Below are 16,456 nucleotides of genomic sequence, written 5' to 3'. Positions count from 1 at the left end.
TCCGTTCGTGGGTGGGTCGGGGTCGGGGCGGTACGGCGAACCCGCCGCCCACGGGGTTGGTGCTTCTTGGAGGGGTGGGCCTGCGCGAATGCCATGTACGCGGCGGGTTGCGCCGTACCGCCCCGACCCGCTCCCGTGCGTGGGCGGCCGCGGCCACGGCCACGGTGGCGGTGGCTGTGGTCACGTTGTGGTGTCACGGCTCAGGCGGGCGTGTGCGTGGGTCGCCACGGGGGGTGGTAGCCAGCCGCGGGTCGTCAGTTCGTCGATCAGGCGGGCGTACGGCTCCGCGAAGCGGGCGGTGCGGTGGGGGTCGGGGGTGAGGGTGGTGGTGATGCGGACCATGCGTTCGGCCACCTCGGGGAGGGGGCCCGCCCCGGTTCCGTGGGCCGCCAGGGCCGCCATGCCCAGGGCGGGGTCGGTTTGTTCCGGTACGCGGGCCTCTCGGGCGAGGATGTCCGCTCGGAGTTGGTTCCAGTACTCGCTGCGGGCCGCCCCGCCGGTGAAGGTGAGGGGGCCGTCCAGGGGGGCGCCCAGGTGGTGGAGGTAGTCCAGGCAGAGGCGTTCGGCGAAGGCGACGCCCTGGAGGAGGGCGGCCCACAGGTCGGCGTCGTTGGCTGTCTCGCCCAGGAGGAGGGCGGAGGCGGTCGGCGCGTTGAAGGGGAAGCGTTCGCCGCGGGAGAGGAGGGGGTACGCCACCGCGCCGGACGGCTCGTAGGACGCCGCCCGTGCGTCCATGGTTGTCGGGTCGGCGCTCCCGAAGGCCGCGGTCAGTACGCCGGCGCCCACGCCGGAGGCCCCGCCCGGCAGCCAACTGCCGTCCGGGGCACGGTGGTTGTAGACCACGCCGGTGGGGTCGTGGACGGGGGCGGTGGCGGCGCCCTTGAGGACGAGGGTCGTGCCGAGTACGGAGTTCCAGGAGCCGGGGCGCAGGGCCGCCGAGGCGATCTGGGCCGCGCAGCCGTCGGTCATGCCGGCGACGACCGGGGTGCGGGCCGGGATGCCGGTCGCCTCGGCGGCCTCCGGGGAGACCTCGCCCAGGGGGGTGCCGGGGCGTACCACGTCGGGCAACAGGCCGTCGGGCAGGCCGAGTTCGGCGAGGGATTCGTAGGGCCAGGTGTCCTGCTCCAGGTCGTAGCCGGTCTTGAGGGCGTGGCTGGAGTCGGTGGGCGGGACCTCGCCGGTGAGGCGGGTGACGATCAGGTCGGGCTGGTGGGCCAGGCGGAAGGGAGTCGGGCGGGCCAGGTGGAGATGGGGGTGGTGGGAGTGGTGGCGGGTGGGGGCGTACTTTGCCATCAGCCACAGTGCCTTCGGCAGCGCCCATGTGTTCTGTACCCGTAGGCCCGCTCCTCGTGCCTGTGCTGCCTCGTCCGCGGCGCGTCCGTCGTCGTACATGAGGGCGGGGCTTCTTGGGTGGCCTGTTTTGTCCGTCAGGAGGATGGTTCCGGAGGTGCCGCACACCGCCAGGCCCCGCGGGCGGTGCGGTCCCTTCAGTGCCTGGCGGGACGCCGTGCACACCCCGGCCCACCAGTCCCCCGGGTCCTGCTCGTGGCGGTTCCCCTCCCGGCGGCCGGTGAGGGGGGCCGAGCCGCGGCCCAGGACCGTTCCGTCGGCCGTGACCAGCAGTGCTCGGACGCTCTGGGTGCCCAGGTCGATGCCCAGATACGTCTCTAGCTCGTCCGGCATCCGCGCCTCCCGGGTATCGGTCGACAGTGAGAACTTCACAGCACTGATTGATATTGACTCGCGGATTTCGCTTGCGCGAGGGATTGACTCGCAACTTCCGCCGTTACACCCTCGGCCACACGATGAGCAGCAGCGGTGGCGGTGTGCAGCAGGGGCCCGCGGTCCGTCGGGCCGCCATGGCCGAGAGGGTGCTGGCCGACGGTTCGGCGACCGCGGCGGAGCTCGCCGAGCGGTTCGGGGTGAGCCTGATGACCGTGCACCGGGATCTCGACGAGCTCGAACGGCGGGGGATCGTACGGAAGTTCAGGGGCGGGGTGACCGCGCAGCCGTCCGGCGTGTTCGAGTCCAACGTCCAGTACCGGCTGAAGACCATGCGGGCCGAGAAGGCCGCCGTCGCCGAGGAGGCCCTGAAGCTCATTGAGCCCGGCATGGCGGTCATGCTGGATGACTCGACCACTGCGCTGGAGATAGCGCGGCGGCTGCGGCTCGGTGACGTGACGCCGCTGACGGTCGTCACCAACTTCCTGGAGGCCATCAACCTCCTCGCCGATCAGCGGGGCATCCATCTGATCGCCCTCGGCGGCGACTACGACCCGCTGCACTCGTCCTTCCTGGGCGTCTCCTGCGTCGAGGCGATCGAGCAGCTGCGGGTGGACGTGTGCTTCGCGTCGACGTCGGCCGTGCGCGGGGGCTATGCGTACCACCAGGAGCAGCACATCGTGTCGGTGAAGCGGGCGATGCTCGACGCGGCCGCCCGCAGCGTGCTGCTGATCGACCACACCAAGCTCGCCCGGACCGCCCTGCACCGGGTCGTCCCGCTCTCCCGCTTCGACCTGCTCCTCGTCGACGACGGGGCGTCGGCGGCGGACCTGCGGGACCTGGAGGAGCAGAACGTCGACTACCGCGTCTGTGCGATCTCCGAGAGCGAGCCATAAGCCATAAGAGGAGGGGTGGTCTATGACCGGGACGGAGGATCGTGGGCGCGTCGGCCGCGGCCGCCTCCTCGCCGAGACGGGAGACTTCCTGCGATGAGCGAGATTCTGCGGATCGTGGCCGCCGGTGACCACTTCGTCCGGCCGAGGCTGATCTCGGAGGCGATCTCCGGGGTCTGGCCCCGGGAGGGGTCCGGACGGGGCTTCCTGGTGCGGGAGTTGACTCTGGGCTGGCCGCTGGAGCCCTTCGGGCCGGTGGCCGAGGTCGACGAGGCGAGCGGTACGGAGGACGAGCTGATCGCCGCCCTCGCCGACGACCGCGAGGTCCTGGTCACCCAGATGGCGCCGGTGACCGAACGGGTTCTGGAGGCCTCCCCCGCGCTCCGGCTCGTTGTCGTCTGCCGGGGTGGGCCCGTCAACGTCAACCTGGACGCGGCCAAGGTCAACGACGTGCGTGTCTGCTACGCGCCCGGGCGCAACGCCGCCGCCACCGCCGAGTTCACCGTCGGGCTGCTGCTCGCCGCGCTGCGGCGCATCCCCCAGGCCCACAACCTCCTCGCCGGGCAGCGGAGTTGGCAGGGGGCGACCTATTACACGTATGAGCACAGCGGTCTGGAGCTGGAGGATCTGCCGGTCGGGCTCGTCGGCTACGGAGCCGTCGGCAGCCGGGTCGCCCGCGCGCTGTGTGCCTTCGGGGCGCAGGTGATGGTGTACGACCCCTATGTGCGCGGCGAGATCCACGGTCTGCGGGTCTCCTCGCTCGACGAACTCCTGCGGCGGTCCCGGGTGGTCAGCCTGCACGCCCGGCTCACCCCGGAGACGCGGGGGCTCATCGGGTCCCGGGAGCTGGCGCTGTTGCCGGAGGGGGCGGTGCTGGTGAACGTGGCGCGGGGGCCGCTGGTCGACGAGGACGCGCTGTGCGACGCGCTGGAGAGCGGGCGGTTGTCGGGGGCGGCGCTGGACACGTACGAGAGGGAGCCGGTGGGGGCGGGGTCCAGGTTGTTCGGCCTGGCCGATCGGGTGGTGATGACACCTCATCTGGGAGGCGCCTCGCGGGCGGTGGCCGAGAAGGCTGCGCGGATCGCGGCGGAGGAAGTGGGGCGCTGGGCGCGCGGGGAGACGTTGGCGCACTGTCTGACCTGAGCCGGGAGGCGGGATGTACGTCGGTATCGATGTGGGCACGTCCACGGTGAAGGCCGCCGCGTTCGACGGCGGCGGGCGTGAACTCGCCGTGGCGGCACGGCCGGTGGGGCTCGCGCTGCACGGGGGTGTCGTCGAGCAGGACATGGAGGAGGTGTACTCGGCCGTCGTCGGTGTGCTCGGGGAGCTGACCACCCGGGTGCCGGGGCCCGTCGAGCTCGCCGGGCTGACCGGGCAGGGGGACGGGGTCTGGCTCGTCGACAAGGACGGGCTGCCGGTGCGGGCCGCGGCCTCCTGGATGGACGGGCGGGCCCATGAGCTGCTCGACCAGTGGCTGGAGGACGGGACCTTCGAGGCGGTGTTCCGGCGGACCGGGAGCGCCATGTTCCCGGGGTGTCCGGGGCCGCTGCTCGCCTGGTTCGACCGGTACGAGCCGAGGGCTCTCGACGCCGCCGCGACCGCCCTGTACTGCAAGGACATGGTCTTCCGGCGGCTGACGGGCGCGCCCGCGACGACGGATGTGTCGGACGCGTCGATGCCGTTCCTGGACCCGCGGACACGGACGTACGACAACCGGGTGGTGGAGTTGCTGGGCCTCACCCACCGGCGCGGTCTGCTCGCGCCGATCGGGGATCCGCTCGCCGTCGCCGAGGCGCGCGGGGAGGGGCTGCCGGCCGGTACGCGGGTGGCGAACGGGCCGTACGACCTGCCGGCCTGCGCGCTCGGCGCCGGGGTGACCGTGCCGGGCGACGGGCTGCTGATCGTCGGCACCTGCCTGGCGAGCCTCGTCGCCACGACCGACCTCGATCTGAGCGGGGAGCCGGCCGGGCTGTACATCTCCACCGACCGGCCCGGGCACCGGCTGCGCGCGATGCCGGCGATGGTCGGTACGGCGGCCCTGGACTGGGTGCTGTCGACGACCGGCGTCCACCACGAGGAGGTCGACGCGCTGCTCGCCGACACCCCGCCCGGCGCGAACGGCGTGCGTGTGCTCCCGTACTTCGCCCCGTCCGGTGAGCGCGCGCCCTTCGTCGAACCCCGGCTGCGGGCCGAACTCACCGGCGTCTCACTGGAGTCGACCAAGGGCGACCTGGTCCGCGCGACCTGCGAGGGCATCGGCTTCGCGGCCCGGCACTGTCTGGCGGCGGCGGGGCTGACGGGTTCGCTCGCGGTGTGCGGGGGCGGGACGCGCAGTCCGGCGTGGATGCGGCTGCTGGCCGATGTGCTGGGGCGGCCGCTGAGGGTCGTCGAGGGTGAAGTCGGCGCGCGGGGCGCGGTGTTGGCGGCGGCGGAGCGGTACGGGGTGGCGCTGGACGCCGCGGCGTGGACGGAGCCGACGGCGGTCGTGGAGCCGGACGCGGCACGGGCCGCGTACTACACGAAGGCGTACGGGGAGCACCTGGAGCGGCTGGCCGCAGCCCGGAACCGGGCGCGGCGGGTCTGATTCCGGGACTGCCGCACCGGCCCCGCGAGAACTTACGCTCACAGGGCCGGTGTTGGTCGCGAGGAGGAGGTCCCATGGCGTCCAGGTCCGAGTCCAGGCGGTGCAAGAACTGCGGCAGCGTCGAGGACTTCGTCCCGATCACCGACGAGTCGGAGAAGGCGCACGTCCAGCGGTACCAGGAGCAGAACGGCAGGAAGTGGACCGTCTCCGCCAAGTACTACCGCTGCTCGCGCCCCGGCTGCCGGCGCTTCCAGCGGCTCGGGGACGTGAACGACGGCGGCACCTTCCCCGAGTCCGACGCCGGATAGCCTCCCCCCGCGCCCTACAGGTTGCTGAAGTCCGGGCCCTTGGTGCGGGTGCGCTTGATCTCGTAGAAGCCGGGGACGGAGGCGACGGCGAGGGTGCCGTCCCAGAGGCGGGCCGCCTCCTCGCCCTTGGGGGCGGGGGTGACGACCGGGCCGAAGAAGGCGATCTGCTCGCCGTCCGCGCCGGGCACGGCTATGACCGGGGTGCCGACGTCCTGGCCGACCTTGTCGATGCCCTCCTTGTGGGAGGCGCGCAGCTCGGCGTCGAACTCGAAGTCCTTCTGGTCGAAGTACTCGATCAGCTCGGCGGGCAGGCCGACGTCCGCCAGAGCGCCCTCGACGGCCTCGCGGGTGGGGCCCTGGCCCTCGTTGTGGATACGGGTGCCGAGCGCGGTGTACAGCGGGCCGAGGATGTCGGAGCCGTGCTTCTGCCAGGCCGCGGTGACCACCCGGATCGGCTGCCAGGCCTTGGTCTCCAGCAGCTCGCGGTACTCCTCGGGCAGCTCGTCGATCTTCGGCTCGTTGAGCACCGCGAGGCTCATGATGTGCCAGCGCACCTCGATGTTCCGGACCTTCTCCACCTCAAGGACCCAGCGGGAGGTCATCCAGGCCCAGGGGCACAGCGGGTCGAACCAGAAGTCGACGGGGGTCTTCGCGGAGGTGCTCGCGGTCTCGGACATGGGGCTCCTAGGAAAAGTGTTCGTTTCAACCGGCAACACCGGGCACCGCCGTCCCCATTCCCGAGTGCCCGCGGTCAGGAGCGCATGGCAGGATCGGGCCTGTCCACATACCGAACGCCAGCCGAGGGAGTACCGCCCGTGCCCGGTGAGAATCTGACCCGTGACGAGGCCCGGGAGCGGGCCGCCCTGCTGTCCGTCGACGGGTACGAGGTGTCTCTGGACCTGCGTTCGGCGGTGGGCGAGGAGACCGGGGACGGCCCCCGCACCTTCCGGTCCGTCACCACGATCCGCTTCCGCAGCAACGAGCCCGGCGCCGCCTCCTTCGCCGACCTGATCGCCCCGAGTGTGACCTCCGTCTCACTCAACGGCCGTGATCTGGACCCCGGTCAGGTCTTCGACGGCTCCCGCATCCTCCTGGAGGACCTCGCCGCGGAGAACGAGCTGATCGTCGACGCCCAGTGCGCGTACTCCCGCACCGGCGAGGGCATGCACCGCTTCGTCGACCCAGAGGACGGCGAGGTCTACCTCTACACCCAGTACGAGCCGGCCGACTCGCGCCGGGTCTTCGCGGGCTTCGAGCAGCCCGACCTCAAGGCGCCGTTCCGCTTCGAGGTGCGCGCGCCGGAGGGCTGGACGGTGTGGAGCAACGGCGTCGGCGATCTGGCCGACGGCGTCTGGCGATTCGCGGAGACGAAGCCGATCTCGACGTACATCACGTGTGTCGTGGCGGGCCCCTACCACTACGTGACGGACTCGTACGAGCGTGTCCTCGACGACGGCGGCAAGCTGGAGATCCCCCTCGGCGCCCTGTGCCGCAAGGGTCTCGCGCCCTACTTCGACGCGGACGACGTCTTCCTCGTCACCAAGCAGGGCCTGGACTTCTTCCACGACAACTTCGACTACCCGTACCCCTTCGGGAAGTACGACCAGGCGTTCGTGCCGGAGTACAACCTCGGCGCGATGGAGAACCCGGGACTTGTCACCTTCCGCGAGGAGTTCATCTTCCGCGGCAAGGTGACGCAGGCGTCGTACGAGGGCCGCGCCAACGTGATCCTGCACGAGATGGCGCACATGTGGTTCGGCGACCTGGTCACCATGGTGTGGTGGGACGACCTGTGGCTGAAGGAGTCCTTCGCGGACTTCATGGGCACGTTCGCGAACGTCGGCGCGACCCGCTTCAAGGACTCCTGGATCACCTTCGCCAACCGCCGCAAGGCCTGGGCGTACCGCGCCGACCAGCTCCCCTCCACGCACCCCATCACCGCCGACATCCGCGACCTCCAGGACGCGAAGCTCAACTTCGACGGCATCACGTACGCCAAGGGCGCCTCCGTACTCAAGCAGCTGGTGGCGTACGTCGGCCAGGACGCGTTCCTGGAGGGCGCGCGGCGCTACTTCAAGCGGCACGCGTACGGCAACACGCGCCTCGGTGACCTGCTGTCGGTGCTGGAGGAGACCAGCGGGCGGGACATGGGCGCCTGGTCGCGGTCCTGGCTCCAGACGGCCGGCGTCAACTCCCTCACCCCGCAGGTGCTGTTGGACGCGGAGGGGAAGGTCGACGAGCTGGCCGTGGTGCAGGAGGCGCCCGAGTCGCATCCTGAACTGCGGCCGCACCGGGTGGCGGTGGGCCTGTACCGGCGTACGCCCGAGGGCGCGCTGGAGCGGTACGCGCGCGCCGAGGCCGACGTCGACGGCCCCCGTACGGTGGTGCGGGAGTTGTCGGGTGCCGAGGCACCGGAGCTGGTCCTGGTCAACGACGACGACCTCACCTACTGCAAGATCCGCTTCGACGCGGGCTCCCTGGAGACGCTGAAGGCGGCCCTCGGTGACATCACCGACCCGCTCGCCCGCGCGCTGTGCTGGTCGGCGCTGTGGAACCTGACGCGGGACGCGCTGCTGCCGGCGTCCGACTTCCTGGACCTGGTGATGCGTTTCGCGGGGCGCGAGACCAGCATCGGGGTGCTGCAGATGGTGCACGCGTGGGCCGAGTCGGCGCTGGTGCACTACGCGACGCCCGAGTGGCGCGACCAGGGCGCGGCGCTGCTCGCCGAGTGCGCCCGGCGGGAACTGCTGGAGCGGGCCGAGCCGGGCAGCGAGCACCAGCTGGCGTGGGCGCGCTTCTTCGCCCGTACGGCCGAGGACGAGGGCGGCTTCGACGTACTGCGGGGGCTGCTGGACGGCACCACGGTCATCCCCGGCCTGGAGGTCGACCAGGAGCTTCGGTGGGCGTTCCTGGAGCCGCTGGTCGTGCACGGGTCGGCCGGCGAGGCGGAGCTGGCGGCCGAACTGGCCCGCGACGACACCGCGTCCGGCAAGCGGCACCAGGTGCGCTGCCTCGCCGGGCGGCCGTCGGCGGCGGTGAAGGCGCAGGGCTGGGCCCAGGTGGTGGAGTCGGACGCGCTGTCCAACGCGCTGGCCGAGGCGACGATCGCCGGGTGGGGGCAGCCGGGCCAACGGGAGCTGCTGGCGCCGTACACGGAGAAGTACTTCGAGGCGATCGAGCGGGTGTGGTCCACGAGGTCGATCCAGACCGCGATGAACATCGTCTCGGGTCTGTTCCCCTCGCTCCAGGCCTCGCAGGCGACCCTGGACGCGGCGGACGCGTGGCTCGCGGCCCACGAGGACGCGGCGCCGGCGCTGCGGCGGCTGGTCCTGGAGGGGCGGGACGACCTCGCGCGGGCGCTCCGGGCACAGGCAGCCATGGCCAAGGCTTGATCCGTCGGTGACCGTTACGAAATTCGGTCAACAACACCCGTAACCCCTGGTCCGACCCGATCGGACCAGGGGTTTTCGGCGCCCTATCGGCACCCGAACACCCGTCCTTTAGTGCCGCCTTGTCCGTATTTGTCGACGGGCGTGTAACAGCGGTTAGGGGGCGGTCCGGGCGCGGAAAACCCCTCGACATGAACCACAACACCCCGCTCCCCCCGGCCTCCCCCCGCCCCCTGCGCCACCTCGCCGAGGTCCACCGCCGCGTGCTGACCACGGCCCAGCTGCGCTCGCACGGTGTCTCCTCGTCGGAGATGAACGAGCAGTGCCGCCCCGGCGGCCCCTGGCAGCAGATCCTCCCGGGTGTGTTCCTGCTCCACCCGGGTCCGCCGACCAGCGAGGAGCGGCTGCACGCGGTGCTGATGTACGCGGCCCGGGAGTCGACGCCGGGTGTGCCGGTCCAGCCCGCCGCGGACTCCCCGCACCGCGCGGTGTACGCGGAGGCGATGATCACGGGCCTGGCGGCCCTCACCCTGCACGGCTTCACGTCGGCGCCCCCGCTCCTGTCCATCGAGAAGATCGACGTACTGGTCCCGCGTCTGCGCCGCCTGCGCTCCACCGGCTGCGCCAGAATCGTCCGCACCGCCGCCCTGCCGACTCCGCAGCAGGTGACGGGAGTTCCGATCGCCCCGGTGCCGCGCGCACTGGCCGACGCGGTCGCCGAGCTCTCGGACGCGGGGGCGGTACGCCGGCTGCTGACCGAGGCGGTGCGCGGCGGCCACTGCGAACCGGCTTCGGTGGTACGGGAGTTGAACGCGGCGAAACTCCTCAGCCGCCCGCACGTCGTGGACGCCGTCGACTCCCTCCTCGCCGAGGGCCGGGCGATCGCCGAGGACCGCCTCTACCGCATGGTCCACGAGCACGGCCTGCCCGACCCGGTCTGGAACGTCGACCTGCGCCTGCCCGGCGGCCCCCACCTCGGCGGCCTCGACGCCTACTGGCCGGAGCAGGCGGTGGCGGTGGAACTCGACACCCGCGCCCCCCGCCAGGACGAGGACGCGATGTGGTCGGAGTACGCCCGCAAGCGGGAGACCTTGGAGCGGCTCGGCATCACGGTCGTCTACATCACCCCGAAGAAGCTCCGCGACGGAATGGAGCAACAGGCGGCGGTGGTCCGCACCGCCCTGATGGCCTCCGGCGACCGCGACCCGGCCGCGTATGTCGTGGTGCTGCCCCGGTAGTGACGGACCGGGGCAGGCACCAGGAGGGGAGAGGAGGGACCGCCGGTCGGAGGGGGACCGGCGGTCCCTCCTCGGGTGTGCGCACGCCGGGCGGGGCGAGCCAAGGTAGATTCCATCTACGTAATATCCGTTCTACGTCTCGACCCCATCGGCGCCGACCACGACCCCGTGGCGGCAACCGTGCACTTCGCGGGCGGGAGGCGATGAAGTGGCTGGAGCGCAGCCGTTGCCTTTCGGTGGCATCGGCGGGAAGCGGCGGCCCTGACAGTCACGGCACCGTCGGCGGCGAGATGGCCGGCGCGGACGCGGACGCCGGTGCGAGCCGCGCCCGTACCGTCTTGCCTACATCTGCACGGAGGAACCAGTCCAGTTCAGCGCCGAGTTCCCGTACGACGAGCAGCCCGCGTCCGCCCTCACGGCCACCGGAGTCCACCCTTGCCACCGGGAACGCCAGCGACGGATCGGACACTTCGACGGACAGCACGCCGCCGTCCGACACGGCGAGCCGCAGCCACAGTTCGTGACCGGGGAGTCTGCCGTGCACGGCGGCGTTGGTGACGAGCTCCGACGTGACGAGTACGGCGTCGTCGATGTCGCCGGTCCAGTTCCACAGGGTCAGTTGGCGGCGGGTGTGGAGGCGGGCGAGGCGGGGGCTGCGGAGGGTCAGGGGGTAGCTCGTGGACCAGTCGGGGGTGAGGAGGGTGGGGGGTTGGGGGGTCGGCATGTGGGGTCCCTTCTGCGCTGTGGCTGTTCAACCACGGTGGCCGGAGCACCCGTTCGACTTCAATCGAAACGCAGTTGATTAATCAGTCGGCTGCAAATTGGACTATGCCGAGTTCTGCACAATCGGCTGCGCGGGCCGCATACGCGATGTCACACTCTGCACGCGGCGACAAGAAGGCGGTGCACATGGCAGCCAAACGGGGGCGGACAGCACAGCGGCTCGAACTCGGCTTGCAGCTGAGGCAGTTGCGCGAGAACTGTGGCCGGGGAGACCGAGGCGGGGGGCTCACCCGTCAGCAGGCGGTCACAGGGCTGCGGATTTCCTCGGCCTCCCTGCAGAGGATCGAGTCGGGGTCGCTGAACTTCCGCAACGTGGGCGACCTACGGAAGCTGCTGAACAAGTACGGGGTTACTGACGAGGAGGTCATCGAGTCCCTGATCAACCTCAACCGGGACTCGAACCAGCAGGATTGGCTGACGCAGTACCGGGGGCTCATGCCGGCCGGGATGCCTGGGTTCGTCGGCCTTGAACCTGAGGCCCACTCCATGAAGGCGTACCACCCGACGCTGGTCTACGGTCTGCTCCAGACGGAGCGCTACGCGAGCGCCGTGCACGAGGTGCAGAAGCCCGTCGAGGAGTACACGACCGAGTTCATCCGCAGCAGTGTGGAGCTGCGGATGAAGCGGCAGGAGATTCTCACACGGGAGAACCCCGTCCGGTTGCACGTCATCCTGGGGGAGGCGGCTCTGCGGTATCCCATCGGCGGAACCGACGTGATGCGCGAACAGTTCGCCCGCATCGAGGAGTTGTCGAACTGGGACCACGTGATCATCCAGGTCCTGCCATTCCGTCCCAGTTACCGCTCGGTCAACGACTTCGCGATCCTCGACTTCGGTGACGAACTTCCGCCGCGCGTTCAGACAGACAGCGCCTGGGGGTCCGTATCCACGTCTGACAAGCCGCGTGAAGTTGGCCGGTTCACCCGCAGGTTCGACGCCATGACAGCATCAGCACTGCCGCCCGAAGACACACCGGACTTCCTTCACCGACTGGAACGAGAGCTGTAGACGATGCCCACGCACCCCACCGCACCCGAACTCGCCTGGTTCAAGTCCTCCTACAGTGACGCGGGCCAGAACTGCGTAGAGGCCGCCCACTTCCCACCCGCCATAGCCGTCCGCGACTCCAAGAACCCCACCGGCCCCGCCCTCCTCCTCCCCCCGACCGCGTGGATCCCCTTCCTCACCCACCTCAAGGCCTAAGAATCAGCCCGCGACCTTCTCCAACTTGGCGACCTGCGCCTCGACGACCTTGACCGGCACCGTGACGGTCCCGGAGTCGGTCAAGGAAGGGTTGAAGAAGACGGCAAGGGTCGTACCGGACCGGACGACTGTGTACGCGGTTGGGGTGTCCGCGCCGAGGATGCCGCCATCCAGCCGGAAGGCCACCGCCTCGTCACCGGCGTCCGGGGCCTTCAGAGACTTCACCGCGGTGGCCTTGAGGTCGTCGCTGATCTCGAAGCCACCGGGGCACCCGTCCACGGATTTCCGCAGGTCCGCCATACCCTGCTCGGCGTCCACGCCCTGGTAGGAGTTGAGTACGACGCTGCTCCCCGCCACGTCTCCGTCGCCGGACGCGGCGTACGCGGTCCGGCCCACCCTCGCCTCGGGTTCGGCGCTCACGTTGAACATCGACATCAGGATGACGGCGGCGCAGACATCATCGCCGACATCGATGGGGATGTCCCCGAAGTCGGGAACCGAGAGGGCCTCGACCGAGTAGCCCTTCAAGTCCCCTTGATCGAGCAGGGCCTTGGTCAACTGGTCTTTCGTGAGCGACACGCCTTCGGAACCGACCCCGGGACTTGCCGACGCGGAGGCGGAACCCGATTCCGCCACAGCCGAACTCTCCGCCCCGTCGGGCTGCTTCTCCCCGCCCGAACCACACCCAGCCGCAAACGCCAACACCACAAACGCGGCTGCCGCACGCACCCATATGTTCCGGGCCACGCGCCCCTCCCTGACTCTTGCTCACCCACAGGTCAGAACGCCCCCAACGGGCGCTCGTCACCTACAACTTGACGATTCGCCGGCCCTACCCGAGCCGCGCAGGCACGAACGCCGCCGCGTCCCCGTGCCACTTCTTGTGCACCCACAGCCGCTCACCGGCCAGCTCGATCTGAGCCCAGGTACCGGACATCGGGCCGATCGGCGTCCCCTGCGGCAACCGCGCGAGCACCCGCGTCGGCTTCACACCGCCGAAACGGCCGTACTCCAGCACGACCGTCGCCTGATCGGTCACGAGCACCACACGCCGGCTGATGAACGCGTTGGCGAGAAGCGCCCCGGCGAGCCCGCCCAAGGCGCCCCCGAAAAGCCCTGCGTTGCCCGCCATCCCAACCGCAGCGAGAACGACCCTCAGCCCGATTGCCCCTGCCACGAAGAACGCGATCTGGAACCAAGGATTGATCCCACCTTGCGCGAACACCACCCGGCGAACCTGCTCGCCGGACTCCAGGAAGCGCTGGGACCGCTCAATAGCCTTTCTTGAAATATTCGAAGTCACGATCCTCAACCAATCGACTAAAAATTTGCTCGACCACTAGATTCAAGAATCCCGCACCAAATTTCGCAAGTTACCGCCAGGACTGATTGCGGCTGGGCGGAAACGGGCCAAACAGGCTGCCATACTCACCCGTATCATCGCTAAAAGCGAAACCCGGACCCGCACTCTTGACGCCCTCATACAACCGGACAGTAAGAGCCAAGGGAGGGGCGAGGGCCAGACCAAGTGCTTCAGCAACCCGTGACTGCTCAGCACCTACTGCGGGCCAATTCGCCACCAAATCCCGACACAGAAAGCCTGTTGCCGATTCCATGGCGGCAAGGTCCCCGCCCGCAGAATACTTCAGACAGTCTCTCCAGTACGGAAAACCCACCACCAATCCCAGAGCCTCCCTCAAGTCGGTGGCGATAATTCCAGCATCACCTTCCGAGCTTGCATACAGCATCGGGCGAGCAGACGCCCCGGTGCCGCACAGATAGAACATCCCACCCGTAAAGTCTCCAGCAACGGCTTCGATCGGAAGCCCGGAGGCCAGCCTTGCAGACTCATCACCGGCCTTGCGTCTGACGTCAAACTCGAACGCATCCCCCAGAAGCGCCGCGAGCTCCTCGTCTTCTTCTATACGCTGCAACAAATTACTAGAATCTCGCATAACGCCACCATAGCAGAGTCCGATATGAGCATACCCTTACAGCATCCCTATCTTTCGATAATACCCAAGCAGTCCTTTAATTCCTGGATTGAAATAGCCTGGATCTCCGTACTGCTGCTGGCCTATTCGGCGCATGTCCCAAATATCCCGAGCAAGGACGGTGCGGAACGGCAGACCGCTCTCAGCTGCCTTAGTAGCACGTCCGCGCGACTTATACGTCCTTGTCAGCGCATGATCACCCTGCTTCATTACGATGGCTCCGCCCTCGTTCCTGGAAAGGAATCCAAGGCCGTCTTGCGGCATGTGATGGGCTTCCAGGCCGTCGCCTACTGGACCTGGATTGAGATCACCAAAGCGTCCGGCATCATTCTCTGCCACGGTCTTGCAAGTATTGTGAACGAGAACCGCCTGCGACCCTGCCAGCACGTAGTACGTGTGCTGCGCGGCCACCGTGAGGTTGTACGTCCGGACATGATCCGCATAGGCCCGGTTGCCCTTGATCTTCGCCGTGCTGCCGTCGGCTGCCAGCAGGGTCATCCCCGGCTTCAGATCGCCGGCCTTGATCCACTCCCCTGTTGAGGGGACCCAGAACGGGTGCTCCGCGGTGGCGGTGATCTTGTGGGTGCCGGTCGGGCCCTCGATGGACAGCTCGTTGAGGTGCTTGTCCGTCTCGGTGCTGATCAGTGCTGTGACCGGCTGGGAGTTGGTCTCCCCCGTGTCCGGGTCCGTGGACAGGACCTCGTCACCGAGTTCGATGTCCTCGATGTTCTTCGACGAGCCGTCCGCCAGCAGGACCTTGGTGCCCGCGAGGAAGCAGTTGACGGATCCTCCGGCACTGGTGGCAGCAGCCTTGCTGCCGAGCAACTTGCCCGCGAGGGCGTTCGCGCCCTTCTGCAGCAGCCGTCCGGCGCCTTCGCCTGCCACGCCGCCTGCCGCGCCCCACAGCGCACCCTCGGCCTGGTCGGCCAGCTGACCGCCGATGCTGTGGTCGGCGTCGGAGTCCATGGCGTTGCGGACGCCCGCCCCGGCCGCGCCGGCGATCGCGCCGCAGCCGGCCGCGAGGGCGTAGCCCGCACCGCCCGTCGCCGTACCGGTGACAGCCGCCGTGCCGTAACAGGCCGCACCCACCACGACCTCGGTGGTGAAGCTGACGATCTCGACCTTGTTGGCCTCCCACCAGTTGCCGAGCTTGCACTTCCAGTCGCAGTCGGAGGGCGGCTTCGTCGTCGTGACGGTCCTGGTCACGGTGACGGTGACGGTCTGGGTGTCCGAGCTGGAGCCGGTGCCGGTGCCCGAGCCGCCGCTCCCGTACTCGGGGCAGGCCGGGTTGGTCACACTGGGGCAGCCGACCGTGGTGGGGGTGCTTCCGACGCTGTCGCCCAGGAACATCAGCCCACTCGGATCCGAATGGCTCACCGGGCTGTTGTTGCTGTATGCGTAGCCGTTCATCAACGCCGGGTCGGCGATGTCGAGGAGCGGGTCGGCGGAGATGAAGCGGCCCGTTTCCGGGTCGTACTCCCTCGCTCCCAGATGGGTCAGGCCTGTTGTGTTGTCGTCGGCTCCACCGATGTAGCCGCGGTGGGTGGCCCAGGTGTCGCTCGTGGTTCGCTCGACGCCGAACGGGTCGGTGCGCTGGCGCTTCACGGCCTGGCCCGAGGCGAGGTTGACCGTGGCTGTCGTCGTGCCGTGCTGGTCGGCGATCATCGCGATCAGGGTCGAGTTCGACGACCCCAGGGTGGACGAGCGCATGACCGCGGGCGCGCCGGCCTGTGCGTAGTAGCGCTGGCAGTACGACGTCGACCCGTTGGCGTCGGTCGACAGCTCCATTCCGTCCAGGTAGAGCGTGTGGGAGGAGCCCGTCGAGGCCACCAGGCGGTTGCCCGAGGCGTCGTAGACGTAGTTCGTCTTGTCGTTGAAGGCCCAGGTCTGCGCACCGGTGCCGTTGCACGTGTAGAGCTGGAGGTCGGTGCCGGACGCCGAGTTGGAGCTCGGTACGTCCAGGCACTTTCCTGATGCGACGTGCTTCAGCGTGTTGCTGTCGGTCGACGTCCACTGCTGGTTGGCCGCGCCCGTGCAGGCCGCGATGACCACCGCCGCGCCGTTCGCCGTGCCGCCGTCCTTGTACGCCACGGGCTGGACCGTGGCCGCCATGCCTGCGCCCCTGCTGTACGGCACGCCGGACGTCAACGGCGACGGCATTCCCGACATCTGGACGCTCACCAGCGACAACAGCGTCAAGTTCTACGCCGGTGGAGCCAAGGCCCTCGGAAGCGGTGTCACGGTCATCAGCAACACGGACGGAGGGTGGTCGATCAAGCTCGCGTTCGGATAGGACGGCGGGGCGATGGAGGCGGTGTGGGACAGACTCCCCGCCGCCCGCC

At 69.4% G+C, this 16,456-nt stretch carries 16 protein-coding genes; 9 read left to right on the top strand and 7 right to left on the bottom strand.

Annotated elements, in window-relative coordinates; genetic code table 11:
* Positions 1-180: 180 nt before the first annotated feature.
* Positions 181-1,683, bottom strand: coding sequence for an FGGY-family carbohydrate kinase (locus MQP27_RS00595; RefSeq protein WP_242759035.1), 1,503 nt, complete (start codon positions 1,681-1,683; stop codon positions 181-183).
* 122 nt (positions 1,684-1,805) lie between these two features.
* On the opposite strand from MQP27_RS00595, the gene MQP27_RS00590 reads away from it, so the two are divergent.
* The 4 genes from MQP27_RS00590 (at position 1,806) to MQP27_RS00575 (ending at position 5,507) form a co-directional block, all read left to right on the top strand.
* Positions 1,806-2,618 carry a DeoR/GlpR family DNA-binding transcription regulator gene (locus tag MQP27_RS00590; protein WP_242759033.1) on the top strand — a complete coding sequence of 271 codons (813 nt, stop codon included), beginning with the start codon at positions 1,806-1,808 and terminating at the stop codon, positions 2,616-2,618.
* Positions 2,619-2,711: 93 nt separating this feature from the next.
* On the top strand, positions 2,712-3,758 hold the full coding sequence (locus MQP27_RS00585) for a 2-hydroxyacid dehydrogenase (RefSeq protein WP_242759032.1): 1,047 nt from the start codon (positions 2,712-2,714) through the stop codon (positions 3,756-3,758).
* A 13-nt stretch (positions 3,759-3,771) separates the two neighbouring features.
* Complete coding sequence (locus tag MQP27_RS00580) at positions 3,772-5,199, top strand: FGGY-family carbohydrate kinase (RefSeq protein ID WP_242759031.1); 1,428 nt, start codon at positions 3,772-3,774, stop codon at positions 5,197-5,199.
* Positions 5,200-5,273: 74 nt separating this feature from the next.
* Positions 5,274-5,507 carry a hypothetical protein gene (locus MQP27_RS00575; protein WP_242759030.1) on the top strand — a complete coding sequence of 78 codons (234 nt, stop codon included), beginning with the start codon at positions 5,274-5,276 and terminating at the stop codon, positions 5,505-5,507.
* Positions 5,508-5,521: 14 nt separating this feature from the next.
* Here MQP27_RS00575 and MQP27_RS00570 read toward each other — a convergent pair whose 3' ends face one another.
* A complete protein-coding gene (locus MQP27_RS00570; protein ID WP_242759029.1) occupies positions 5,522-6,184 on the bottom strand; it encodes a mycothiol-dependent nitroreductase Rv2466c family protein in 663 nt (220 codons plus the stop codon).
* 138 nt (positions 6,185-6,322) lie between these two features.
* Between MQP27_RS00570 and pepN the strand changes: the two genes are divergently transcribed.
* Both pepN and MQP27_RS00560 read left to right on the top strand, forming a co-directional pair.
* Positions 6,323-8,899, top strand: a complete 2,577-nt coding sequence (gene pepN, locus MQP27_RS00565) for an aminopeptidase N (protein WP_242759028.1) — start codon at positions 6,323-6,325, stop codon at positions 8,897-8,899.
* A 188-nt stretch (positions 8,900-9,087) separates the two neighbouring features.
* Positions 9,088-10,134, top strand: coding sequence for a hypothetical protein (locus tag MQP27_RS00560; RefSeq protein WP_242759027.1), 1,047 nt, complete (start codon positions 9,088-9,090; stop codon positions 10,132-10,134).
* A gap of 268 nt (positions 10,135-10,402) precedes the next feature.
* On the opposite strand, the gene MQP27_RS00555 is transcribed toward MQP27_RS00560, so the two are convergent.
* On the bottom strand, positions 10,403-10,858 hold the full coding sequence (locus MQP27_RS00555) for an ATP-binding protein (RefSeq protein WP_242759026.1): 456 nt from the start codon (positions 10,856-10,858) through the stop codon (positions 10,403-10,405).
* 185 nt (positions 10,859-11,043) lie between these two features.
* Between MQP27_RS00555 and MQP27_RS00550 the strand changes: the two genes are divergently transcribed.
* A complete protein-coding gene (locus tag MQP27_RS00550) occupies positions 11,044-11,925 on the top strand; it encodes a helix-turn-helix domain-containing protein (protein WP_242759025.1) in 882 nt (293 codons plus the stop codon).
* Positions 11,926-11,928: 3 nt separating this feature from the next.
* Positions 11,929-12,120: a DUF397 domain-containing protein gene (locus MQP27_RS00545; protein ID WP_242759024.1), complete on the top strand. Its 192-nt coding sequence runs from the start codon at positions 11,929-11,931 to the stop codon at positions 12,118-12,120.
* 3 nt (positions 12,121-12,123) lie between these two features.
* Here the strand turns inward: MQP27_RS00545 and MQP27_RS00540 are convergent, their stop codons facing one another.
* The 4 genes from MQP27_RS00540 to MQP27_RS00525 form a co-directional block, all read right to left on the bottom strand.
* Positions 12,124-12,699 carry a hypothetical protein gene (locus MQP27_RS00540; RefSeq protein WP_242759022.1) on the bottom strand — a complete coding sequence of 192 codons (576 nt, stop codon included), beginning with the start codon at positions 12,697-12,699 and terminating at the stop codon, positions 12,124-12,126.
* A 253-nt stretch (positions 12,700-12,952) separates the two neighbouring features.
* The gene (locus MQP27_RS00535) at positions 12,953-13,432 is read right to left on the bottom strand and encodes a hypothetical protein (RefSeq protein WP_242759021.1); all 480 of its coding nucleotides are present in this window, start codon (positions 13,430-13,432) and stop codon (positions 12,953-12,955) included.
* 61 nt (positions 13,433-13,493) lie between these two features.
* Entirely contained in the window at positions 13,494-14,075 is a 582-nt protein-coding gene (locus MQP27_RS00530) for a hypothetical protein (RefSeq protein WP_242759020.1), read from the bottom strand.
* 36 nt (positions 14,076-14,111) lie between these two features.
* On the bottom strand, positions 14,112-16,226 hold the full coding sequence (locus MQP27_RS00525; RefSeq protein ID WP_242759019.1) for a polymorphic toxin-type HINT domain-containing protein: 2,115 nt from the start codon (positions 16,224-16,226) through the stop codon (positions 14,112-14,114).
* Between MQP27_RS00525 and MQP27_RS00520 the strand changes: the two genes are divergently transcribed.
* Positions 16,225-16,407: a hypothetical protein gene (locus tag MQP27_RS00520; RefSeq protein WP_308289897.1), complete on the top strand. Its 183-nt coding sequence runs from the start codon at positions 16,225-16,227 to the stop codon at positions 16,405-16,407. The genes MQP27_RS00525 and MQP27_RS00520 overlap by 2 nt on opposite strands.
* Positions 16,408-16,456 lie beyond the last annotated feature (49 nt).

The organism is Streptomyces cylindrosporus (assembly GCF_022698165.1).
Classification (GTDB): Bacteria; Actinomycetota; Actinomycetes; order Streptomycetales; family Streptomycetaceae; genus Streptomyces; species Streptomyces cylindrosporus.
Note: the sequence above shows the minus strand (reverse complement) of the source record. Positions and strands in the feature narration are given on the sequence as shown.